The organism is Streptomyces sp. NPDC093252 (genome assembly GCF_040683675.1).
Lineage (GTDB): Bacteria > Actinomycetota > Actinomycetes > Streptomycetales > Streptomycetaceae > Streptomyces.
In genome coordinates, this window is record NZ_JBFBEM010000002.1 from 465,538 (window position 1) to 488,089 (window position 22,552).

The 22,552-nt window shown below is 72.3% G+C and carries 14 protein-coding genes; 1 reads left to right on the plus strand and 13 read right to left on the minus strand.

Going from position 1 to position 22,552, the window contains the following annotated elements; translation table 11 throughout:
* Positions 1–435 precede the first annotated feature (435 nt).
* The 3 genes from AB0O01_RS05245 to AB0O01_RS05255 all read right to left on the minus strand — a co-directional run bounded on the left by AB0O01_RS05245 (position 436) and on the right by AB0O01_RS05255 (position 6,900).
* On the minus strand, positions 436–4,701 hold the full coding sequence (locus AB0O01_RS05245; protein ID WP_365311081.1) for an Rne/Rng family ribonuclease: 4,266 nt from the start codon (positions 4,699–4,701) through the stop codon (positions 436–438).
* Between the two features lie 264 nt (positions 4,702–4,965).
* On the minus strand, positions 4,966–5,757 hold the full coding sequence (locus tag AB0O01_RS05250; RefSeq protein ID WP_365311082.1) for a TIGR03936 family radical SAM-associated protein: 792 nt from the start codon (positions 5,755–5,757) through the stop codon (positions 4,966–4,968).
* Positions 5,758–5,955: 198 nt separating this feature from the next.
* Positions 5,956–6,900 (minus strand): LysR substrate-binding domain-containing protein, encoded by a 945-nt coding sequence (locus tag AB0O01_RS05255; RefSeq protein ID WP_365311083.1) that lies wholly within the window; start codon positions 6,898–6,900, stop codon positions 5,956–5,958.
* 136 nt (positions 6,901–7,036) lie between these two features.
* On the opposite strand from AB0O01_RS05255, the gene AB0O01_RS05260 reads away from it, so the two are divergent.
* Entirely contained in the window at positions 7,037–8,404 is a 1,368-nt protein-coding gene (locus AB0O01_RS05260; RefSeq protein ID WP_365311084.1) for an enolase C-terminal domain-like protein, read from the plus strand.
* Between the two features lie 97 nt (positions 8,405–8,501).
* Here the strand turns inward: AB0O01_RS05260 and AB0O01_RS05265 are convergent, their stop codons facing one another.
* From AB0O01_RS05265 to AB0O01_RS05310, 10 genes are all read right to left on the minus strand, one after another.
* Positions 8,502–10,436 carry a TIGR03960 family B12-binding radical SAM protein gene (locus AB0O01_RS05265; protein ID WP_365311085.1) on the minus strand — a complete coding sequence of 645 codons (1,935 nt, stop codon included), beginning with the start codon at positions 10,434–10,436 and terminating at the stop codon, positions 8,502–8,504.
* Between the two features lie 371 nt (positions 10,437–10,807).
* Positions 10,808–12,322 (minus strand): CYTH and CHAD domain-containing protein, encoded by a 1,515-nt coding sequence (locus tag AB0O01_RS05270; protein ID WP_365311086.1) that lies wholly within the window; start codon positions 12,320–12,322, stop codon positions 10,808–10,810.
* 200 nt (positions 12,323–12,522) lie between these two features.
* Positions 12,523–13,722, minus strand: coding sequence for a rod shape-determining protein RodA (gene rodA, locus AB0O01_RS05275; RefSeq protein ID WP_365311087.1), 1,200 nt, complete (start codon positions 13,720–13,722; stop codon positions 12,523–12,525).
* A complete protein-coding gene (mrdA, locus tag AB0O01_RS05280) occupies positions 13,719–16,199 on the minus strand; it encodes a penicillin-binding protein 2 (protein ID WP_365311088.1) in 2,481 nt (826 codons plus the stop codon). Before mrdA ends, rodA begins: the two co-directional genes overlap by 4 nt.
* A 161-nt stretch (positions 16,200–16,360) precedes the next feature.
* Positions 16,361–17,041, minus strand: coding sequence for a rod shape-determining protein MreD (gene mreD, locus AB0O01_RS05285; RefSeq protein WP_365311089.1), 681 nt, complete (start codon positions 17,039–17,041; stop codon positions 16,361–16,363).
* A gap of 16 nt (positions 17,042–17,057) precedes the next feature.
* Positions 17,058–18,227, minus strand: coding sequence for a rod shape-determining protein MreC (mreC, locus tag AB0O01_RS05290; protein WP_365311091.1), 1,170 nt, complete (start codon positions 18,225–18,227; stop codon positions 17,058–17,060).
* Positions 18,228–18,576: 349 nt separating this feature from the next.
* On the minus strand, positions 18,577–19,596 hold the full coding sequence (locus AB0O01_RS05295) for a rod shape-determining protein (RefSeq protein ID WP_004931372.1): 1,020 nt from the start codon (positions 19,594–19,596) through the stop codon (positions 18,577–18,579).
* 435 nt (positions 19,597–20,031) lie between these two features.
* Positions 20,032–20,445: a nucleoside-diphosphate kinase gene (gene ndk, locus AB0O01_RS05300; protein ID WP_365311092.1), complete on the minus strand. Its 414-nt coding sequence runs from the start codon at positions 20,443–20,445 to the stop codon at positions 20,032–20,034.
* Between the two features lie 73 nt (positions 20,446–20,518).
* Positions 20,519–20,884 carry a DUF4233 domain-containing protein gene (locus AB0O01_RS05305; protein ID WP_365311093.1) on the minus strand — a complete coding sequence of 122 codons (366 nt, stop codon included), beginning with the start codon at positions 20,882–20,884 and terminating at the stop codon, positions 20,519–20,521.
* An 11-nt stretch (positions 20,885–20,895) separates the two neighbouring features.
* Complete coding sequence (locus AB0O01_RS05310) at positions 20,896–22,392, minus strand: folylpolyglutamate synthase/dihydrofolate synthase family protein (protein WP_365311094.1); 1,497 nt, start codon at positions 22,390–22,392, stop codon at positions 20,896–20,898.
* Positions 22,393–22,552: the final 160 nt, after the last annotated feature.

A 22,552-nucleotide genomic window follows, 5' to 3' on the forward strand; every position in this document is an offset into this window, starting at 1 on the left:
AATCGCGGAACAAGAGGCAGCGCACGACACCGGAACACCGCGGACAGTGCTGAGGACCGTACTGAAGCCCGTGCTTCCTCGTTTCCTCTGAATTAACCGTCAGTCTGTGCCCACATCATAACCTTGTCACTCCATCACAGATTCACCTGGTATTCACAGGCATCAGTGGCGCTATCGCGTTCATGTCAGCCCCGGGGGTACGGCGACGGCCCGCCCGGTGGATTCCGGACGGGCCGTCAACTGCCTTGTACCGCTGCTGAATCGTCGGTTCCGGCGGCGGTTCGGCCGCCGGTTCCGATCTCGGTCCGGTCGTCGGATCCCCGGCCTCGGTTCAGACGTCGGATCCCCGGCCTCGGTTCAGTCGTCGGTTCTCCGGCATCGGTTCAGACGTCGGATCCCCGGCCTCGGTTCAGTCGTCGGTTCTCCGGTCTCGGTTCAGTCGTCGGTCGACGCGGATACCGAGGTCACGGACGACAGGGTCTGTTCCGCCGCCGCGGTCTTCTTCGCCGCGGTCTTCTTGGTCGCCGCCTTCTTCGCCGTGACCTTCTTCGCGGCTGTCTTCTTGGCCGTGGTCTTCTTGGCGGCCGTCTTCTTCGTGGCCGCCTTCTTCGCCGTGGCCTTCTTCGCCGTCTTACGGGCCGCCGTCTTCTTGGCGGGGGCCTCGTCGGCCGCCGGCTCGTCCACCGGGGTGTCGCCGGGGGCGGCGGTCTCGGTGGCGTCTGCGAGGGCCTCCGCCGCGGCCGACGGGACGACCACGACGGCCGTCTCCTCGGACGCGGTCGGCGCGGTCGCCTTGCGCACGGCACGGCGACGGGGGCGGGCGGGGGCGGGCTCGGCCGCCTCGGGGACCTCGGGGACCTCCGCGGGCTGCGCGGCCTCGGGGGCCTCGACCGGGGCGGTCGGCTCCAGTGCCTGCGGGGTCTCCGGCTGCTCCGCCGCCTTCGCGGCCGGTTCGGTCACCGTGACGACGGTGGCCTCGGCGCCCTCCGGGGCACCGGCCGGCGCGGAGACCCGCCGGGTCGCCCGGCGCCGGGTGCGGCCCTTGGGCGCGGCGTCGTCGGCCGGGGCGGGTGCCTCGGCAGCGGCGGGGGCCTGGGCCTCGGGGGCGGCGGGCGCGAGGGCCTCGGGGGCCTCGACCACCGGGTCCTCCACGGCGACCGGGTCCGCGTGCGGCTCCGGTACGGCGACCTGCGGGGCCGCCGCCCCGGTGCGGGGCGCGCCCGCCGGGGCCGACGCGCGGCGCCCGGCGCGGCGCCGGGAACGGCCGCCCCGGGAGGCCGCGGCCTCCGCCTCGGCGATGCTGCTGAACAGTTCCTCGTCCGGCTCGAAGGCCGGGGAGGTCAGCGCGACCGGCTCGGCGACCTCGGCGGCCACCTCCGCCTCGGTCTCGGCGGCCGGGGCGAGCGGCTCGGCCCCATGGGGCTCATACGACTCGTGGATCTCCTGCGTCTCGTGGACGTGGTCCGGGGTCTCGGCCCCGCCCCGCCCACGCTTCTTGCGCTTGCCGCCGCCACCGCCTCCGGCGGCGGTCGCCTGGTCCATGTGCACGATGACACCGCGCCCGTTGCAGTGGACGCAGGTCTCCGAGAAGGACTCCAGCAGCCCCTGGCCGACCCGCTTGCGGGTCATCTGGACCAGGCCCAGCGAGGTCACCTCGGCCACCTGGTGCTTCGTACGGTCCCGGCCCAGGCACTCCAGCAGGCGCCGCAGCACCAGGTCCCGGTTGGACTCAAGCACCATGTCGATGAAGTCGATGACGACGATGCCGCCCAGGTCGCGCAGCCGGAGCTGGCGCACGATCTCCTCGGCCGCCTCCAGGTTGTTCCTGGTGACGGTCTCTTCGAGGTTGCCGCCCTGGCCGGTGAACTTGCCGGTGTTGACATCGACCACGACCATCGCCTCGGTCTTGTCGATCACCAGCGAACCGCCGCTGGGCAGCCAGACCTTGCGGTCCAGCGCCTTGGCGAGCTGCTCGTCGATCCGGTAGGTGGCGAAGACATCGACCTCGCTGGTCCACCTCTGGAGCCGGTCGGCCAGGTCGGGCGCCACATGCGCCACATAGCCGTGGACGGTCCCCCAGGCCTCGTCACCGCTGACGATGACCTTGGAGAAGTCCTCGTTGAAGATGTCCCGCACGACCCGGACGGTCATGTCCGGCTCGCCGTACAGCAGGGTCGGGGCGTTGCCGCTCCTGGCCTTCTTCTGGATGTCGGTCCACTGCGCCTGGAGCCGCTCGACATCGCGGCGCAGCTCGTCCTCGCTGGCGCCCTCGGCGGCGGTGCGGACGATGACCCCGGCGTCCTCGGGGACGATCTTCTTGAGGATGGTCTTCAGCCGGGCCCGCTCGGTGTCGGGCAGCTTGCGGCTGATGCCGGTCATCGAGCCCTCGGGCACGTACACCAGGTAGCGGCCGGGCAGGGAGACCTGGCTGGTGAGCCGGGCGCCCTTGTGGCCGATCGGGTCCTTGGTGACCTGGACGAGGACCGACTGCCCGGACTTCAGCGCCGACTCGATGCGGCGCGGCCCGTTGGCCATGCCCAGCGCCTCGAAGTTGACCTCACCGGCGTACAGCACCGCGTTGCGGCCCTTGCCGATGTCGATGAAGGCGGCCTCCATCGACGGCAGCACGTTCTGCACCTTGCCGAGGTAGACATTGCCGACGTACGACGTCGACTGCTCCTTGTTGACGTAGTGCTCGACCAGGACGTTGTCCTCGAGGACGCCGATCTGGGTGCGGTCGCCGTGCTGGCGGACCACCATGACGCGCTCGACGGCCTCGCGGCGGGCGAGGAACTCGGCCTCAGTGATGATCGGCACCCGGCGGCGGCCCTGCTCGCGGCCCTCGCGGCGGCGCTGCTTCTTGGCCTCCAGCCGGGTGGAGCCCTTGATGGACTGCACCTCGTCGGACGGCTCGCGCTCGGACTGCTTGCGCGGCTCGCGCACCTTGACGACCGTGCGCTCCGGGTCGTCGGAGGAGCGGTCGGAGCCGTCGCCCTCGCCGGAGGAGTCCCCGGCCCGGCGACGACGGCGGCGGCGACGGCGGCTGCCGGCGGACGAGCCCCCGGAGTCCTCGGCGCGGTCGTCGTCCTCGGCGTCCTCGTCGAGCTGCTCGGCGGTGTCCTCGGCGTCCTGCGCGGCCTGCTCGGCGGCGCTGTCGTCGCCGTCGTCGGACAGGTCGCCGTCGGCGGACTCCCCGCGGCGACGGCGGCGGCCACCACGACGGCGGCGGCGGCGCGAACCGGTCTCCTCGGCGTCGTCGGAGTCGTCGGCCTGCTCGGCACCCTCGTCTCCGTCGTCGCCGTCGGTGTCGGTGTCGATGAAGTCGGTGGTGCCGGTGATGCCGGTGGTGTCAGCGGTGCCGGTGGGCTCGGTGACCGGCTGCTCGTCCTCGGCCGGGGCCTCGGCGCGGGACTCGGCCTCCTCGAAGGCGGCGCCCCGGCGGCGACGGCGGCGGCTGCGGGGGCCGGACGCCTCGTCGGCGGCCTCGGCGGGCGGCTCCGCCGACCGGGCCTGCCGGGTCTGCCGGGCCTGGCGGGTCTGCTGGACGGGCTCGGCGGCCTCGACGGCCTCGGCGGGCTCCTCGGGGGCGTCCTCGAAGGGCTCCGCCGCCACCGCGGCGGCCTCGGCGGCGGCCCGCTCGGGCGTCTGGAAGCGCGGCTCGGTGAACACCGGCGCCTGGAATACGGCGACGGCGGGACGCGCCGGGCGGCGCGGGGCGTCGTCCCGCTCCTCGGCCGCGGCGGTCGGCGCCGGGGTCTTCGGGGCGGTCACGGGGGGCGCGGCGAACCCGGTGGCGGGCTTGCGGACGACCCTGCGGCGGCGCCGGGGGGAGGTGTCGTCGTCGGCGGCGTCGGCCTCGGGGGCCGGGGCCTGGGCCGGGGACTTCTTCGCGGGGGCCTGCTCCGGGGCGGCGGGCGCGGCGGGGGCCTGGGCGGGCTCGGCCGCCTGGGGGGCCTCGGGCTGCGCGGCGGCCGGCTCGGCGCTCTCCGCGGCCGTCACGCGGCGGGTCGCCCGGCGGCGCGTACGCCGGGGGGCGGCGTCGTCCTCGGCGACGGGGGCCTGGGCGGGCGCCGGGGTGTCCTCGGCGGGCTGCGCGGCGGCGACCGGCTCCGGCGCACCGGCGGGCGCGGTGGCCCGGCGGGTGGCGCGACGGCGGGTGCGCGGCGGCGCGGGCTCCTCGGGGGTCTCGGCGACCGGCGCTGCGGGGGCCTCGGCGACCGGCGCTGCGGTGGCCGGGACCACGGTCTCGGCGACGGCGTCGGCGGTGGGCGAGCCCACGGGCGCGGAGGCCCTGCGGACGGCACGGCGGCGGGTCCGCGCGGCGGGCGCGGGGGCCTGCTCGGCACTCGCCTCGGCGCTCGCTCCGGTCTCTTCGGTGGTGGTCTGGTCGTTCGTGTCGGGCGTCTCGGCCGTCACAGTGGTCTCCTCGGCCCCAGCGGTCTCCACGGCCTGCTCTGCGGCGGCCTCTGCGTCCTCTACGTCGTCGTCCGTGCTGTCCTTGGCGTCGTCTTCGGCGTCCAGGGCGTGCCCGGTGCTCGGCGCGAGGGACTCGGCCGGTGCGGCGGAGGGGTCGGCCGGTGGTCCGGCCGGGCGGGACGCCGCCCTGCGCCGACGGCGCGGCGGCAGCGTGTCGCTGGGGGTGTTCTGGGCGGAGTCGGTGGTGTGGTCCGCTGACTCCGCGGGTTCGGTCGGTTCGAGCATGCGGGCGTTTCTCCCGTCAGGCTTCCGGGCGCCGCGCATGGTCCGGCGGGAAGCCGGTGACGTCCGCGGCTCGCGCACTGCGCGTGGGCCGCCGTCCGGGGCGCGGGCGCCGCACGGAAGCTCTCTGTGTCTTGTCTCGCCGGTTCCGTATGCCTTGTCGCGTACGGCCTGGCGAAAGTCTTCTGGTCGGTGCGCTGCCCGACCCAGATGGCTCCCGAGTACGAGGGCGGCGCTTGCGACGTGCGTCCCAACGCGGGACCTTCCCTAAGCAGGCGCCTTCGCGGCGGCGGTCGGGGCGGCCGGAGTAAGGGCCGCATCCGCCTCGCGGTCGGGCGTGAGCGGGTCGGTCACCGTGCCGCTCTCTGCATCGAACAGCCCCTGCGCCAGCCTGGTCACCGCTGCGGGGACCGGCGGCGCCAGGTCGGCCACGGCGCGGAGACCGGACAGGACGTCGTCGGGTCGAACGGCAGGCGTCACGTGCCGAACAACCAGCCGCAGTATCGCACAGGGCCGGTCGGTCGGCCTATCAGCCGGCGAACCCGGTGTCGCCACCCCGTCGCCGGCCGGGTCGCTCGTCAGGCTCGCCACGGCCTGACGGGCGTCGAACGTCCGCATGCCGTTCTTGGTCAGACGCTGCACCTCGACGGTCCCGGCCGCGTTGAACGCGGCGACCGCGCGGGCGGCGTCCTCGGGTGCCACACCGTCGAGCCGCAGCTCCCACACGGAGGCGGTGAGCCGGTCGGCGAGCCCGGAGGTACGGGCCTCGACGGCGTCGACGATGTCGAGGCCCGGGGGCAGCGACTCGTCGAGCAGGGCGCGCAGCCGCTGCGGGTCGCGCGGCGCGGTGAGCGCGATCTCCAGATACTCCGCCTCACTGCCCGTGCCGGTGGGTGCGGCATTGGCGTACGACACCTTCGGATGCGGCGTGAACCCCGCCGAGTAGGCCATGGGGACCTCGGCCCGGCGCAGCGCCCGCTCGAAAGCGCGCTGGAAGTCGCGGTGGCTGGTGAACCTCAGGCGGCCACGCTTGGTGTAGCGCAGTCGGATGCGCTGCACCGCGGGTACGGGCGGCGGGCCTTCGGGCTGTCGCTTCCCCAGTGTCGTTCAGTCCTTCGTGAGTGCGGTCGTACTGCTACCAAGAGTACGTGTCCCGCGGCCGGAAGGTTCCCCGCGGCCGTCGCCTCCGGTTGCTGAGGGGGTGTCTCCGGTTGCCGAGGGGGGCGCGGTGGGGGGCGGGTCCACGCCTCTGCGGGGTCAGGTGCCCGGGCGGGTGGCGCTGCGGATGCCGTCCCCGGGGTCCGTTCCGGCGGCGGGCGGGTCGCGGAGCAGGGCGGTGAGGAGGGCGCCGAGTGCCGGGGAGTCGTGGTCGGTGCGCCAGGCCAGATGGAGTTCGGCGCGGGTGGCGCCGGTGCCCGTCAGCGGGCGGAAGACGACTCCGGCCGGGCCCAGCCGCCGGGCCGCCTCGGGGACCAGGCAGACGCCGAGCCCCGCGCCGACCAGGGCGAGCAGGGTGTGCACCTGGCTGGCGTACTGGACGTGGACGGGTGCGGTGCCGGTGCGCTCGAACAGCCGGTCGAGAAGGTCGTGGAAGTAGCGGGCCTCGCCGGGGTCGTACATCAGAAACGGTTCGCCGTGCAGGTCCCGGACGTCCGGGGGTGTGTCGCGGGTCGCCAGGGGGTGGGCGGCGGGGAGCGCGGCGAGCAGGGGCTCGCGGGCGAAGGGGCGGCGGGTCAGTTCGGGGGAGGCGACGGGCGGGCGGACGAGGCCCGTGTCGAGGTCGCCGGCGAGGAGGGCGGCGCGCTGGGCCGAGGTGACCATCTCGCGCAGCACCAGATGCACCCCCGGCAGCCGGGTCCGGGCGATGCCGAGGACCGTCTCCAGATGGACGTACCCGGAACTCGCGGTGAAGCCGAAGGCGAGGGTGCCGGTCTCCCCGGCCATCGCGCGGCGCGCGGAGTGCACGGAGCGCTCGGCGAGGTCCAGGATGCGGCGGGCGTCGGTGAGGAGGCTGCGCCCGGCGGCGGTGAGCCGCACCCCGCGCCGGGACCGGTCCAGCAGATCGACGCCGAGCTGCTGCTCCAGGGCCTGGACGCGGCGGCTGAGCGGCGGCTGGGTCATGTTCAGCCGGGCCGCCGCCCGCCCGAAGTGCCCCTCCTCGGCGACGGCCACGAACCCGGCGAGCTGCTCCAGCGAGTACATAGGGGGCCCTCTCCGACAGGCTGATGCGCGAGACGCATCACAGCATGCCGAACCGATATTGGACGCGCATCGACCCGGCCTCCTAGCGTCTCCCCCGCAGAGGCACCTGCCCGCCGGCGGCCCGGGAGGCTGGGACATGACGACAACGACGACCACGACGACCCCGCGCACCGCCCCCGCGACCACCCCCGTCGTCACCGCGCTGCGGGTCGTCCCGGTCGCCGGGCGGGACAGCATGCTGCTCAATCTCAGCGGCGCGCACGCCCCGTACTTCACCCGCAATCTGGTGGTGCTGACCGACTCGGACGGCCGGACCGGGGTCGGCGAGGTACCCGGCGGCGAGCCCATCCGCACGACGCTGGAGGAGTCCCGCGCGCTGGTGGTGGGCGCCCGGGTCGGTGATCCGCACGCCGTGCTGCGGGCCCTGCGCGAACGGTTCGGGGCGCGGGACGCGGGCGGGCGCGGGACGCAGACCTTCGATCTGCGGGTGGCGGTGCACGCGGTGACGGCCGTGGAGTCGGCGCTGCTGGATCTGCTGGGCCAGTACCTGGGCGTACCGGTGGCCGCCCTGCTGGGCGAGGGGGTGCGGCGGACGTCCGTGCCCGTCCTCGGCTATCTCTTCTTCGTCGGCGACCGCCGCCGCACCGATCTCCCCTACCGCGACGAGTCCGGCGCCGGGGACCGCTGGTCGCGGCTGCGCAACGAGGAGGCGCTGACGCCCGGTGCGGTGGTGGCGCTGGCCGAGGCGGCCCAGGAGCGGTACGGGTTCCGGGACTTCAAGCTGAAGGGCGGGGTGCTGGAGGGGCGGGCGGAGGCCGAGACGGTGACCGCGCTCGCCGAGCGGTTCCCCGGCGCCCGGATCACCCTCGACCCCAACGGCGGCTGGCCGCTGGCGGAGGCGGTCGCGATCGGCCGCTCACTGCGGGACGTGCTGGCGTACGCCGAGGATCCGTGCGGCGCCGAGGGCGGGTACTCGGGACGGGAGACGATGGCGGAGTTCCGCCGGGCGACCGGGCTGCGGACAGCCACCAACATGATCGCCACCGACTGGCGGCAACTGGCCCACGCCGTCAAGGCGGACGCGGTGGACATCCCGCTGGCCGACCCGCACTTCTGGACGATGCACGGTGCGGTGCGGGTCGCGCAGCTCTGTGACGCCTGGGGGCTGACCTGGGGTGCGCACTCCAACAACCACTTCGACGTCTCGCTGGCGATGTTCACCCAGGTCGCGGCGGCGGCGCCGGGCGCGATCACCGCGATCGACACCCACTGGATCTGGCAGGACGGCCAGCGCCTGACCCGCGACCCGCTCACCATCCGCGACGGCCGCCTCACCCTCCCCGACCGCCCGGGTCTGGGCGTCGACCTGGACTGGCCGCGGGTGGAGGCCGCCCAGGAGCGCTACCACGCCCTCGGCCTCGACGGCCGGGACGACGCGGCGGCGATGCGGTACCTGATCCCGGGCTGGCGCTTCGACCCGAAACGGCCGGCGCTGGTCCGGTGAGTGCGGGTCGCCGCGCCCTGCGGGCCGTCTACGTTGCAGGCCCTCACCCCGTACGCCACGGCCCTGTGCCCCGTACGCCGCCGCCTCCCGGTGGTGCTCAGGTGGCGCTGTTGACCACGCTCAGGGGGAGGAGCTTCTTGCCGGTGGGGCCGGTCTGGATATGGGTGTCCATGGCCGGGCACACCCCGCAGTCGAAGCACGGTGTCCAGCGGCAGTCCTCGACCTCCGTCTCGTCGAGGGCGTCCTGCCAGTCCTCCCAGAGCCAGTCCTTGTCGAGGCCGGAGTCGAGGTGGTCCCAGGGGAGGACCTCCTCGTAGGAGCGCTCGCGGGTGGTGTACCAGTCGACGTCCACGCCGAAGGGGGCCAGGGCCTTGTCCGCGCAGCGCATCCAGCGGTCGTAGGAGAAGTGCTCGCGCCAGCCGTCGAAGCGTCCGCCGTCCTCGTAGACCGCGCGGATCGCGGCGCCGATGCGGCGGTCGCCGCGGGAGAGGAGGCCCTCGACGATGCCGGGCTTGCCGTCGTGGTAGCGGAAGCCGATGGAGCGGCCGTACTTCTTGTCGCCGCGGATCTTGTCGCGGAGCTTTCCGAGGCGGGCGTCGGTCTCCTCGGCGGAGAGCTGGGGCGCCCACTGGAAGGGGGTGTGGGGTTTGGGGACGAAGCCGCCGATCGACACCGTGCAGCGGATGTCGCCGGAGCCGGAGACCTCGCGGCCCTTGGCGATCACGTTCATCGCCATGTCGGCGATCTGGAGGACGTCCTCGTCGGTCTCGGTGGGCAGGCCGCACATGAAGTACAGCTTCACCTGGCGCCAGCCGTTGCCGTAGGCGGTGGCGACCGTCCGGATCAGGTCCTCCTCGGAGACCATCTTGTTGATGACCTTGCGCATGCGCTCGCTGCCGCCCTCGGGGGCGAAGGTGAGGCCGGAGCGGCGGCCGTTGCGGGTCAGCTCGTTGGCGAGGTCGACATTGAAGGCGTCCACGCGGGTGGACGGGAGGGAGAGGCCGATCTTGTCCTCTTCGTAGCGGTCGGCGAGGCCCTTGGCGATGTCGCCGATCTCGCTGTGGTCCGCGGAGGACAGGGAGAGCAGGCCGACCTCCTCGAAGCCGGTCGCCTTCAGGCCCTTGTCGACCATCTCGCCGATGCCGGTGATGGAGCGCTCGCGCACCGGGCGGGTGATCATGCCCGCCTGGCAGAAGCGGCAGCCCCGGGTGCAGCCCCGGAAGATCTCCACGGACATGCGCTCATGGACCGTCTCGGCGAGGGGGACCAGGGGCTGCTTGGGGTAGGGCCACTCGTCCAGGTCCATCACCGTGTGCTTGGAGATCCGCCACGGCACACCGGAACGGTTCGGTACGACCCGTCCGATCCGGCCGTCCGGCAGGTACTCCACGTCGTAGAAGCGCGGGATGTAGACGGCACCGGTCTTCGCCAGGCGCAGCAGCACCTCGTCCCGGCCGCCGGGACGGCCCTCCGCCTTCCAGGCCCGGATGATCCGGGTCATGTCCAGCACGGCCTGCTCGCCGTCGCCGATGACGGCCGCGTCGATGAACTCGGCGATCGGCTCCGGGTTGAAGGCGGCATGGCCTCCGGCCAGGACGATGGGGTCGTCCACCGTGCGGTCCGCGGCGGCCAGCGGGATGCCGGCCAGGTCCAGCGCGGTGAGCAGATTGGTGTAGCCCAGCTCGGTGGAGAAGGACACGCCGAGCACGTCGAACGCCTTCACCGGGCGGTGCGCGTCCACCGTGAACTGCGGCACGCGGTGCTCCCGCATCAGCGCCTCCAGATCCGGCCACACGCTGTAGGTGCGCTCGGCGAGGACGCCCTCCTGCTCGTTCAGCACCTCGTAGAGGATCATGACGCCCTGGTTGGGGAGCCCGACCTCGTACGCGTCCGGGTACATGAGCGCCCAGCGCACATCGCAGGAGTCCCAGTCCTTCACGGTGGAGTTCAGTTCTCCACCGACGTACTGGATCGGCTTCTGCACATGCGGGAGCAGGGCTTCGAGCTGCGGGAAAACCGACTCGGCAGACATCGCGGACTTTCGTGAGCTGACGGGGGCGCCCCCGGCCGGAGGCCGGTCCGGGGAAGAGGAGTGACCATCCAGCCTAACGCGACGGAAGGGGCTCTTCGTACGTCCTGACGATCGGCCCGAGTGCGGGCTGATCATCGAGCCGAGGGTGGTTCCGGTTCCGCGGTCCGAGGGTGGTTCGGGGTCGGCGGTCCGAGGGTGGCTCCGGCACGCACTCCGGCCAGTGGCCCGAGGAGGGTTCCGGCCAGCGGGCCGAGGGTGGCTCAGGGCGGCGGCCCGGGAATGGCTCCGGCGCGCACTCCGGCCAGCGGGCCGAGGGTGACTCGCGGCGGCCCGGTTCCGTCCGGTGCCCCGGGGCGGTGCCGCGTCCGGGTTCAGGCCGGTACCGTCTCGCGGATCGGTCGCCACAGGCCCGGCAGCTCGCGTTCCGCGTCCGCCGCCCGCTGTTCCTCCCTGCCGTACAGGACGCCGTAGGTGAACGCGCTCTCCCCCGCCGTGTGGGCCTGGCGGGCCAGGTCGCGGAGGGCCTCGCGGGTCATCACGCTGTCCTGGTGGTCGCCCAGCAGGCTCTGCACCGCCTTCATCGACTTCACCAGCCCGCCCGCCGGGCCCCCGAGCGCCGGTACGGCCGCCTCCGCCGCGTAGCGGGCCCGCTTCGCCTTCTTGCGGGCCTCGTGCAGCGCGAAGTCCCGGTCGGGTCCGGGGGGCAGCCCCAGCGCCTGGTCCACCAGCACGGCCAGCTTGTCGAAGTCCTTGCGCACGGCCTTGGCGATCACCTTCGCCGGGTCCCCCGCGGCCGGCTCCAGCAGCGGCGGCTCGGCCAGCAGGGCATCCAGCGCGCCGAGCAGCGCCAGATACCGCCGCCCGTCCAGTACGGCGATCAGCCGGCGCCGGGAGCCGCCGCGCCGGGCGTGCGACCAGGTGCGCAACCGGGTGCGGACGGGGCCGACGGTCAGGGTGCGGGGCAGGGCGCCGATGGTGTCGGTGAGCCGCTCGGTCAGCACCTCCTGGTCCCGGTCCACGCCCAGTTCCCCGGCGAGCCACTTCAGCTCCTCGCCGATCGGGTCGGTCACCGCCCGGTCCAGCAGCTTCCCGTACGACTTGAAGGCGCTGCGGGTGCGCCGGGTCGCCACCCGCATGCGGTGCACCGAGTCGTACACATCGCGGCGCACGGCCGGGTCCAGCGCCACGATCGTGTCCCGCTGCTCGCGCAGATACGCCAGCAGGTGGTCTCCGGCGGTGGCGGGCGGGGCCGGTTTCCGGCTCGCCCTCCGGTGCTTTCTCCTCTTCTTCGGGGCGGTCTCGGTGAGCGCCCGCGCCAGCTTCGACGGCGACTTCGACGGCCGTACCCCTGCCTTCAGCAGCCGCTTCTCGACCTTGTCCAGCACGGCCGGGTCCGCCCCGTCGGCCAGCTCCACCTCGATCTCGGTCCACTGCGCCCGCCCGCCGCCCCCGGTGAGCCGCTCGGCCCGTACGGCGTCCACGCTCACCTCGGCCAGCAGGCGTCCCTCGCCGTCGGTCAGCTCCCGGACGTCCCGCGCGGAGCGCAGCCGCACCACCGGCAGCAGCTCGGTGTCCCGGACCCGGGACCGGATCAGCCCGGCGAGGTCGCGCGGCAGGGTGTCGGACAGGGGGGCCTGGATCTCGTCCCGCACCCCGGGGGACACCGGGAACTTCAGATGCCAGCCCGCGTCCGAGCCGCCGGTGCGGCGGCGCAGGGTGATGGCGGCCCCGGCGAGGCGTTCGTCGGCGGTGTCGTAGTAGGTGGCGTCCAGTTCGGCGAGGCCCTTGTCCACGACCGCCGCCACCCCGGCCACTCCGGTCAGATCCGGCAGGCCACTCTCGTCGGATTCGTATTTGCGCTCGATTTCACGCTTCGTCTCCGCCATGAACCGACCCTAATGGCAGTCGCGCCGCGATGGCAGAGTGCACCCGGGGTGAACCGGGGGAAAACGACCGGCAAGGGCATCGCAAAGCCGCCCCAGCCGATCTCGCGTCCGGCGCACGGCTCACGCCGCCATCGCAGGTCTCACTCCGGCATCGGATGCCTCACGCCGACATCGGACGTCTCACTCCGACATCGGATCCCTCACGCCGACATCGGGCGCTGCACTCTGATCGACTGCAACAGCCCCACCGCCACCCACACGGCGAACATCGACGACCCCCCGTACGACACGAACGGCAGCGGCAGACCCGTCACCGGCATGATCCCCAGGGTCATCCCGATGTTCTCGAACGCCTGGAACGCGAACCACGCCACGATCCCCGCCGCCACGATCGTCCCGTACAGCTCGGTCGTCTCCCGGGCGATCCGGCACGCCCGCCAGAGCAGGACGCCGAGCAGCACGATGATCAGTCCGGCGCCGAGAAAGCCCAGCTCCTCACCGGCGACCGTGAAGACGAAGTCGGTCTGCTGCTCCGGCACGAACTGCCCAGTGGTCTGGGAGCCCTGGAACAGCCCCGACCCGGTCAGCCCGCCCGAACCGATCGCGATCCGCGCCTGATTGGTGTTGTACCCGACCCCGGCCGGGTCCAGCTCGGGGTTGGCGAAGGCGGCGAAGCGGTTGATCTGGTACTCGTCGAGAATCCCGAGCTGCCAGATCGCGAGCGCGCCCGTGGTGCCCGCGCCCAGCAGACCGAAGATCCAGCGGTTGGAGGCGCCGGAGGCCAGCAGCACCCCCAGCACGATGATGACCATCACCATCACCGAGCCGAGGTCCGGCATCAGCATCACGATCAGCATCGGCACGGTCGCCAGACCCAGCGCCTGGAGCACCGTCCGGTGGTCGGGGTAGGGCTTGTCGCCCGCGTCCACCCGGGCCGCCAGCAGCATCGCCATGCCCAGGATGATGGTGACCTTCACGAACTCCGACGGCTGGAGCGAGAAGCCGCCGCCGACCTGGATCCAGGAGTGGGCGCCGTTGACCGTGGAGCCGAGCGGGGTGAGCACCAGCAGGATCAGCAGGACCGACGCCCCGTAGAGGATCGGTACCGCCGTGCGCAGGGTGCGGTGGCCGAGCCAGACCGTGCCGATCATCAGGGCGACGCCGATACCGGTGTTGAGCAAATGCCGGAACAGGAAGTAGTAGGGGTCGCCCTGGTTCAGCTCGGTGCGGTTGCGGGTCGCGGACCAGACCAGCAGCGAGCCGATGAGGGACAGGGCGAGCGCCGACAGCAGTATCGGCCAGTCGAGCCGGCGGGCCAGCGAGTCCCGGGCCAGCAGCCGGGTCCATCCGGCCCGCTCCGGTCCGTACCCGGACACGTGGAAGCTGTTCGCCCCGGTCATGAGCCCGCCGCCTTCCGGCCGTCCGTCAGCGCGGCCGGCAGAGCGCCCCGCGCCCCGGCGGCCCGCCTCGGCATGAGCCGCCGTGGCCTGCCGCCGCCGGGCGCCTCCTGATGTCCCGTCGCCGCCGATCCCGTCGCCGAGCCCGTCAGGGCCGCCGCCGCACCGACCGGCCCGCAGCACCCCGGCCCGGGACCCGGTCCGGAGCCGGACCCGGAGCCGGACCCCGGACCACCGCCCCGCGATCCCCCGCCCCGGCGTCGGCGCCTGCGCGTCTCCCGGTTCGTGTTCGCCTCCGGCGACTGCGGGGTGCCCGCCGGGAGCTGGCCCCCGGTCGGCTCCTCCGGGCCCTTCTGGTATGCCTGCTGCTCCTTCGCCGGGTCCTTGGAGATCTTCGGCGAGGTGATCGTGCCGTCCGTGCGGACCTTGGGCAGGGACTTCTGCGGCGTCGGCAGCAGCGCGTTCTTCTCGGTGATCGTGCCGTCGTCGGAGACCCCGTACAGCGCGTCGTATATGTTGCGCACGGCCGGTCCGGAGGCCCCGGAGCCCGTACCGCCCTGGGAGATCGTCATCACGATCGCGTAGTCCTCGGTGTACGTGGCGAACCACGAGGTGGTCTGCTTGCCGTAGACCTCCGCCGTGCCCGTCTTGGCGTGCATCGCGATCTCGTCCTGCGGCCAGCCGCCGAACCGCCAGGCCGCCGTACCCCGGGTCGCCACGCCTTCGAGCGCCTCGTCCATCTGCTTGAGGGTGGCCTGATCGACCGGCAGCTTGCCGTGCGACTTCGGCTCGATCTCCGTGACCTGCTTGCCGTCGGCGCTGACCACGGCCTTGCCGACGGTGGGGTTGTAGAGCGTGCCGCCGTTGGCGATGGCCGCGTAGATGGTGGCCATCTGGATCGGCGTCACCAGGGTGTCGCCCTGGCCGATGGAGTAGTTGATCTCGTCACCGGCGCGCATCTTGTTGCCTTCGAGGCAGTTCTCGTAGGCGATGATCTCGACGTAGGAGCCGTCCTTCTTGCCGGTCTTGCACCAGGCGTCCTTGTTGGCCTCCCAGTACTCCTGCTTCCACTGGCGGTCCGGGACCCGGCCGGTGACCTCGTTGGGCAGGTCGATGCCGGTCACCGCGCCGAGGCCGAACTCATGGGCGGCCTTGTAGAAGTAGTCGTTGGGCTTGCCCTTGGGGTCGATGCCGCCGTCCTTCTTCCACTCGTTGTGGGCGAGGGAGTAGTAGACGGTGTCGCAGGACACCTCCAGGGCGCGGCCCAGGTCGATCGAGCCGTGGTTCTGCGACTCGAAGTTCTTGAAGACCTGGCCGCCGACCGAGTACGAGCTGGAGCAGTTGTATCCGCCGTCGAAGTCGTAGCCCGCCTGGACCGCGGCGGCCGTGGAGACCACCTTGAAGATGGAGCCGGGGGCCGCCTGACCCTGTATGGCCCGGTTGAGCAGCGGGTAGTTGGAGGACTTGCCGGTGAGCGCCGCGTAGTCCTTGGCGGAGATGCCGCCCACCCAGGCGTTGGGGTCGTAGGTCGGGTTGGAGGCCATGGCGACGACCCGGCCGGTCTTGGCCTCCATCACCACGACCGCGCCCGCGTCGGCCTTGTAGGTCTCCTGGGTGTTGCGGTCCCACTCCTTGCGGGCCGCCTTCATCGCCTCGTTCAGCTCGAACTCGGCGACCCGCTGCACCCGGGCGTCGATGCTGGTGACCAGGTTGGCGCCGGGCTCGGCCGGGTCCGCCTCGGCCTCGCCGATGACCCGGCCCAGGTTGTCCACCTCGTAGCGGGTGACCCCGGCCTTGCCGCGCAGCTCCGCGTCGTACTCCCGCTCCAGGCCGGAGCGGCCGACCTGGTCGGAGCGGAGATACGGCGAGTCGGTGTCCTGGGCCTTCTGGAGCTCGTCGTCGGTGACCGGGGAGAGGTAGCCGAGGACCTGGGCGGTGTTGGCCCCGCCCGGCGCGGCATAGCGGCGGACGGCCTGGGGTTCGGCGGTGATGCCGGGGAAGTCCTCGGCGCGCTCACGGATCTGGAGGGCCTGGCGCGCGGTGGCCTCGTCGGTGATCGGGATCGGCTGGTACGGCGAGCCGTTCCAGCAGGGCTGGGGGGTCTCGGCGTCGCACAGCCGGACCTTCTCCTGGACCTCCTTGGGCGCCATGCCCAGGACGCCCGCCAGCTTGGCGAGCACCCCGGCGCCGTCGTCCGGCATCTTCAGCAGCTCGGTGCGGGAGGCGGAGACCACCAGCCGGGTCTCGTTGTCCGCGAGGGGCACTCCGCGCGCGTCCAGGATCGAGCCGCGCACGGCGGGGTCGACGACCTGCTGGACATGGTTGCCCGATGCCTCCTTCGCGTACTCGGCGCCCTCGCGGATCTGGAGGTACCAGAGCCGGCCGCCGAGCGTGCCGAGGAGGGAGAGGACGAGGATCTGGATGACGACGAGCCGGATCTGGACCCGTGGGGTCCGGCCGGTCTCGGGGATGTTGGTCACTGCGGCTGCCTCCCCCTCTCAGTGTGCGTACGCGTACGGATGCGGATGCAGGTATGGGTATGGGTGCACGGCTGATGCGTGTGCGTGTACGAGTGAGGAACGAGCGGCCGACACGGCCGGGTTCCGTCCCCGCTCCCCCGTTCGGGTGAACTGCCCTGCGGTCACAGCCGCTTGACCCCCTTGATGCGCCCGGCCCGGGCCACCCGGGCGCGCGCCGCCTTCACCTTCAGTCCGCCGAGACCGCCGCGCTGGTTGCCGATGCGCAGTCCGGTGCCGGAGGAGAGCCAGCCGGAGGAGATGTCGGCGTTCTTCGCGGCGGCGGAGGACTCGGCCAGCGGGTCGTTGTCCGCGCGGCGGGCCAGCGCCATGACGCCGGGGACCACGAACGGGGCCAGCAGCAGGTCGTACAGCGCCGCCGTGAACAGCAGGCTGGGCAGGCCGACATGGCGGGCGGCGGTGTCGCCGACGAGGGCGCCCACGCCCGCGTACAGCAGGGTCGTGCCGAGCGCGGCGGCCACGACGACCACCATGGGGGCCGTCGCCGACTTCAGGCGGCCGTTCTCCGGCTTGACCAGACCGGCCAGATAGCCGATCACACAGAGCACCAGCGCGTAGCGGCCGGCGGCGTGGTCGGCGGGCGGGGCGAGGTCGGAGAGCAGTCCGGCGCCGAAGCCGATCAGGGCGCCGCCGACATGGCCGTACACCAGGGCGAGGCCGAGGACGGTGAGCAGTACCAGGTCGGGGACGGCGCCCGGCAGATGCAGCCGGGCCAGCACGCTGACCTGGATGACCAGGGCGACGACGACCAGGGTGGTGGAGAGCAGGATCCGGTTGAAGCGCATGAGTGGTTCAGCTCCCCTACTGCCCTTGCGGGTCTCGCTGGTTGGTGGCTCCGGGCAGGCCGGGCAGGTCCTGGGCGCTCGGCAGTTCCCGGGCACCGCCCTGCGGGTCCGGACCGCCCTGCCGGTTCTGCCCGGCGGGTTCTTCCCGGGTGCCGGTGTCCTGCCCGGCGCCGGTCCCGTCTCCGGTGCCGGTCGCTTCCCCGGTGCCGGGCTCCGGCTCCCGGCCGCCCTGCTGCCGCTCGCCGCCCGCCTGCTCCTCCAGCGGTAGTTCGCCGTCGGCGCCGGGGGTCACGGTCACCGTGACGGTCGGGGTGGGAGTGGCCCTGGGCCGGTCGGGCAGGACGGCGTCCCGCGGGTCCTTCTTCGGGGCCTCGACGACCACGCCCACGATGTCCAGCTTGCTGAAGCCGACGTACGGCGTCACATACAGCGTGCGGGTCAGATCGCCGCCGGACGGGTCGACCCGCGAGACGACCCCGACCGGGACCCCCGGCACGAACGGCTTGTCGGCCTCGGAGCCGAAGGTCACCAGCCGGTCGCCCTTCTTGATCTCGGCCTTGCCGTTGAGGAGTTCGACGCGCAGCGGCCGGTCGCCCTGGCCGGAGGCGAAGCCGAGTTCGTCGTTGCCCTCCATCCGGGTGCCGACGGTGAAGTCGGGGTCGTTGGCGAGCAGCACGGTCGAGGTGTGCGGGCCGACGGTGGTGATCCGGCCGACCAGTCCGTCGCCGTTGAGGACGGTCATGTCACGCTTGATGCCGTCGTTGGCGCCAATGTCGATGGTGATGGTCCAGGAGAAGCCCTGGGCCGCCCCTATGGCGATGACCTCGGCGCCCTTGATGCCGTACTGGCCGTCGCCCGCGAGCTTCAGCATCGAGTCGAGCTGGGCGAGGCGGCTGCGGCCCCGGTCCTCGCTGCCGATCTGCGCCTTCAGCGCGGCGTTCTCCCGCTCCAGTGCGGCGAGCCGGTCGTGGCGCTCGCCCGAGTCGCGGACCGCGGCGATCGCGTTGCCCACCGGGTCGACCGCGGCGGCCACCCCGTTCTCGATCGGGCCGAAGACCGTCGCCGCGGCCTGCCGGGCTCCGTCGACGGGGGAGTCCTCACCGCCGCGGATGTCCACCGTGATCAGTGCGAACGCGATGGCGACCAGCAGCACCAGGAGCAGCCGGCTCTCTCGTGTGTCCCTCACGTGCGGCGGCCGTGCCCTTCCTCATAGGAATTCTCGGGTGGGTGGAGCGGGTATCCGATACGGCCCGCGCATCGGATACGGCGTGCATACGGAACAGAAACGGAACAGCTACGGATCGGATACGGAACACGGAACAGCGGCCGAGTCGGCAGCGGAGTCGGATGCGGATGCGGCGACTGAGCCGGATACGGGATGGATACGGAGTGGATACGGAAACGGAGGAATCGGAGGAAACGGGGGGAGCGGGTGGAGCGTATGGAGCGGATAGCTGGAGGGAGCTTATGCCGGTTAATCAACGATCCGCCGTACGAGAGGGGATCGTCTCGTACGGCGGAATCGAGGAGTTATGTCATCTGCGCGGCTGGGCGTCCAGCACCTGCTGGAGCGCCTCGAACTCCTCGACGCACTTTCCGGAGCCGAGCGCGACGCTGTCGAGCGGGTCCTCGGCGATGTGGATCGGCATTCCGGTCTCCCGGCGCAGCCGTTCGTCGAGTCCGCGCAGCAGCGCTCCGCCGCCGGTGAGAACGATTCCGCGGTCCATGATGTCGCCGGACAGCTCCGGCGGGCATTTGTCGAGCGTGGTCTTCACGGCGTCCACGATCGCGTTGACCGGCTCCTCGATCGCCTTGCGGACCTCGGCGGCGGAGATGACGACCGTCTTGGGCAGTCCGGACACCAGGTCCCGGCCGCGGATCTCGGTGTGCTCGTCGGCGTCGAGGTCGTAGGCGGAGCCGATCGTGATCTTGATCTGCTCGGCCGTGCGCTCACCCAGCAGGAGCGAGTACTCCTTCTTGATGTGCTGGATGATCGCGTTGTCCAGTTCGTCGCCCGCGACGCGGATGGACTGCGCGGTGACGATTCCGCCGAGCGAGATGACCGCGACCTCCGTGGTGCCGCCGCCGATGTCCACCACCATGTTGCCCGTGGCCTCGTGGACCGGGAGGCCGGAGCCGATGGCAGCGGCCATGGGCTCCTCGATGATGTGCACCTGGCGGGCGCCGGCCTGGGACGACGCCTCGATGACGGCGCGGCGCTCGACGCCCGTGATGCCCGAGGGCACACAGACGACGACCCGCGGCCGGGCGAGATACCGCCGCTTGTGAATCTTCAGGATGAAGTAGCGGAGCATCCGCTCGGTGATCTCGAAGTCGGCGATGACGCCGTCCTTCAGCGGACGCACCGCCACGATGTTGCCCGGGGTGCGTCCGATCATCTTCTTCGCCTCGGCGCCGACCGCGAGAATTCCACCGGTGTTGGTGTTGATCGCGACGACGGACGGCTCGTTGAGTACGATCCCGCGACCCCTGACGTACACCAGCGTGTTGGCGGTCCCGAGGTCGACAGCCATGTCACGGCCGATGAACGACATTGAGTTCCCCATCAGGATTCGTCTGGCCTTCCCACGGAGCTTTGAGGGCTTTTCAGGTAGGCGAGGTGGGTGCGGTGACGTGAAGGCTTCCATCGTAGACGCGCCTGCACGAACACTGCGCGAGGGTCTTCGCCATTGTCAGCAGATGGCGACCCGTCTCGCTTGTGGAGACGGTCCATCGGGGGCATTCGTTCCCCCGATCGCCACGCATATGCCAAAGGGCGGCCGAAAACGCCCGGCCGCCCCACCGTGGTCGACGCACGGCCGATGTGATCCGATTGACATCCCGTCAGGAACGTCCACGAAAACTCCCCCGGACGGCACGCCACCGGATGGGCCAATTCGGCCCGGATCGACACCGCCGGGAAGGCGCGGGGGACGCGGAGGGCGCGAGGGATGCGGAAGGAGGCCGAGGGGGGCGGGGGACTCGGTACCTCAGCCGCGGCCCGGGAAGAAGATCTTCACCTCGCGCTCGGCGGACTCCTCCGAGTCGGACGCGTGGATCAGGTTCTCGCGCACGATCACGCCGTAGTCACCGCGGATGGAGCCGGGCGCGGCGGCGATCGGGTCGGTCGGGCCGGCCAGCGCGCGCACACCCTCGATGACCCGGTCGCCCTCCACGATCAGCGCCACGACCGGACCGGAGGCCATGAACTCCATCAGCGGCTCGTAGAACGGCTTGCCCTTGTGCTCGCCGTAGTGCTGCTCCAGCGTCTCCTGGTCCAGCGTGCGCAGCTCCAGCGCGGTGATCCGCCAGCCGGCCTTGCGCTCGATACGGCCGATGATCTCGCCGGTCAGTCCGCGCCGCACGGCGTCGGGCTTGAGCAGGACGAGGGTGCGCTGGGTCACGTGAGGACTCCTTCTTACTACCTGACGGTGTGCGTGCGGTGGGACGAGGCTACAGGGCTGCCCCGAGCGGTCCTCACGCAGCGTCAGGCGAGGGCCCGGCCGGTCCGCCGCCCTGTGCCGCGAAGCGGGCCTTGGCCTCGTCGATCTTCCGCCCGTAGTGCACCGACGCCCACCACAGGCCGGCGAACATCGCCCCCAGGAAGAACATCAGCGGCACCACGAACCCGGCCAGGATCAGCGCCCCCTGGAGCGCCCAGCCCAGCGCGATGCCCCCGGGCCGGGTGACCAGCCCGCACAGCACCAGCGAGGCGAACATGGCGATCCCGCACACCGTCCACACCGTCTGGGTGGACAGGTCCGGGTCCTTCATGGCGACCAGCCCGGCGAAACCGATGATGAAGATCTCGCCGATCAGGGTCGACGACGTGAGCGTACGCATGACTTACCGACTCAGCCCTTCCCCAGCAGCAGCCGGGCCTCTCCCACGGTGATCACGGACCCGGTGACCAGCACCCCGCCGCCCGTGAACTCACCCTCCTCCTCGGCCAGCGTGATCGCGGCCTCCAGCGCGTCCGGCAGCCGCGGCTCGACCTGCACCCGCTCCTCGCCGAACACCTCCACCGCGACCGCCGCCAGCTCATCGGCGTCCATCGCGCGATGACTGGAGTTCTGGGTGACGACGATCTCCGCGAAGACCGGCTCCAGCGCCTCCAGCAACCCCCGTACGTTCTTGTCGGCGCTCGCGCCCACCACCCCGATCAGCCGGGTGAACTGGAACGCCTCCCCCACCGCCGCGGCGACCGCCCGCGCGCCCGCCGGGTTGTGCGCCGCGTCCAGCACGACGGTGGGCGAGCGCCGGACGACCTCCAGGCGGCCCGGCGAGGCCACCGAGGCGAACGCCTTGCGGACCGTGTCCAGGTCGAGCGGGTCGGAGCGCAGGGCGCCGACGCCGAAGAACGCCTCGACGGCGGCGAGCGCCACGGCCGCGTTGTGCGCCTGGTGGGCGCCGTGCAGCGGGAGGTACAGCTCGGGGTACTCGCCGCCGAGCCCGCGCAGGGTGACGAGCTGCCCGCCGACGGCGACGCTCCGCTCGACGACCCCGAACTCCAGGCCCTCGCGCGCCACCGTGGCATCGACCTCGACGGCCTTCTTCAGCAGCACCTGCGCCGCGTCCACCGGCTGCTGGGCCATGATCACGGTGGCGTCCGGCTTGATGATCCCGGACTTCTCCGCCGCGATCTCACCGGGCGTGGAGCCGAGCCGGTCGGTGTGGTCGAGATCGATGGGGGTGACGACGGCCACGTCCCCGTCGATCACATTCGTCGCGTCCCAGGTGCCGCCCATGCCGACCTCGACCACCGCGACATCGACGGGCGCGTCGGCGAAGGCGGCGTAGGCCATGCCGGTGAGCACCTCGAAGAACGACAGCCGGTAGTCCTGGGCGGTGTCGACCATCTCGACGTACGGCTTGATGTCCCGGTACGTCTCGATGAAGCGCTCGGCGGAGATCGGGGCGCCGTCGAGGCTGATCCGCTCGGTGACCGACTGGACGTGGGGGGAGGTGTACCGGCCCGTGCGCAGCTCGAAGGCGCCGAGCAGGGCCTCGATCATGCGGGCGGTGGAGGTCTTGCCGTTGGTGCCGGTGATGTGCAGCGAGGGGTAGGTGCGCTGCGGCTCGCCGAGGACGTCCATCAGGGCGGCGATCCGGGTGACCGAGGGCTCCAGCTTGGTCTCGCCCCAGCGGGTGGCCAGCTCGGCCTCGACCTCGCGCAGCGCGGCGTCGACCTCCGGGTCCTCGGGGCGGGCCGGTACACCGGCGTGTGCCTGGGCGCCGCCCTGGGTCCGGAGCGTGCGGCTGCCCGCTTCGATCACGGCGAGGTCGGGGTCGCGGTCGGTCTCTTCGCCGACGATGTCGTCGAACGGGTCGTCGCTGTGGCTGTCACTCACGGGGTCAGTCTAAGGCGGGGGGCTTGAGGGGCGGGGGTGGTGGGGTGGGGGGTGAGGGGGGGGTGGCTGGGCCGGGTGGGTAGGTGCGGGTCTCCTGTGGCTGGGCGCGCAGTTCCTCCCCCAGAGGGGGTACCCCCAGCGCCCCTAAATGCCCTCCAGT

What these genes read in the sequence shown, in the direction of transcription:
- AB0O01_RS05245 (WP_365311081.1), bottom strand. Translation starts at nt 4,701, where the DNA reads ATGCTCGAACCGACCGAACCCGCGGAGTCAGCGGACCACACCACCGAC.
- AB0O01_RS05255 (WP_365311083.1), bottom strand. Translation starts at nt 6,900, where the DNA reads ATGTACTCGCTGGAGCAGCTCGCCGGGTTCGTGGCCGTCGCCGAGGAG.
- AB0O01_RS05260 (WP_365311084.1), top strand. Translation starts at nt 7,037, where the DNA reads ATGACGACAACGACGACCACGACGACCCCGCGCACCGCCCCCGCGACC.
- AB0O01_RS05265 (WP_365311085.1), bottom strand. Translation starts at nt 10,436, where the DNA reads ATGTCTGCCGAGTCGGTTTTCCCGCAGCTCGAAGCCCTGCTCCCGCAT.
- AB0O01_RS05270 (WP_365311086.1), bottom strand. Translation starts at nt 12,322, where the DNA reads ATGGCGGAGACGAAGCGTGAAATCGAGCGCAAATACGAATCCGACGAG.
- rodA (WP_365311087.1), bottom strand. Translation starts at nt 13,722, where the DNA reads ATGACCGGGGCGAACAGCTTCCACGTGTCCGGGTACGGACCGGAGCGG.
- mreD (WP_365311089.1), bottom strand. Translation starts at nt 17,041, where the DNA reads ATGCGCTTCAACCGGATCCTGCTCTCCACCACCCTGGTCGTCGTCGCC.
- AB0O01_RS05295 (WP_004931372.1), bottom strand. Translation starts at nt 19,596, where the DNA reads ATGTCGTTCATCGGCCGTGACATGGCTGTCGACCTCGGGACCGCCAAC.
- AB0O01_RS05305 (WP_365311093.1), bottom strand. Translation starts at nt 20,884, where the DNA reads ATGCGTACGCTCACGTCGTCGACCCTGATCGGCGAGATCTTCATCATC.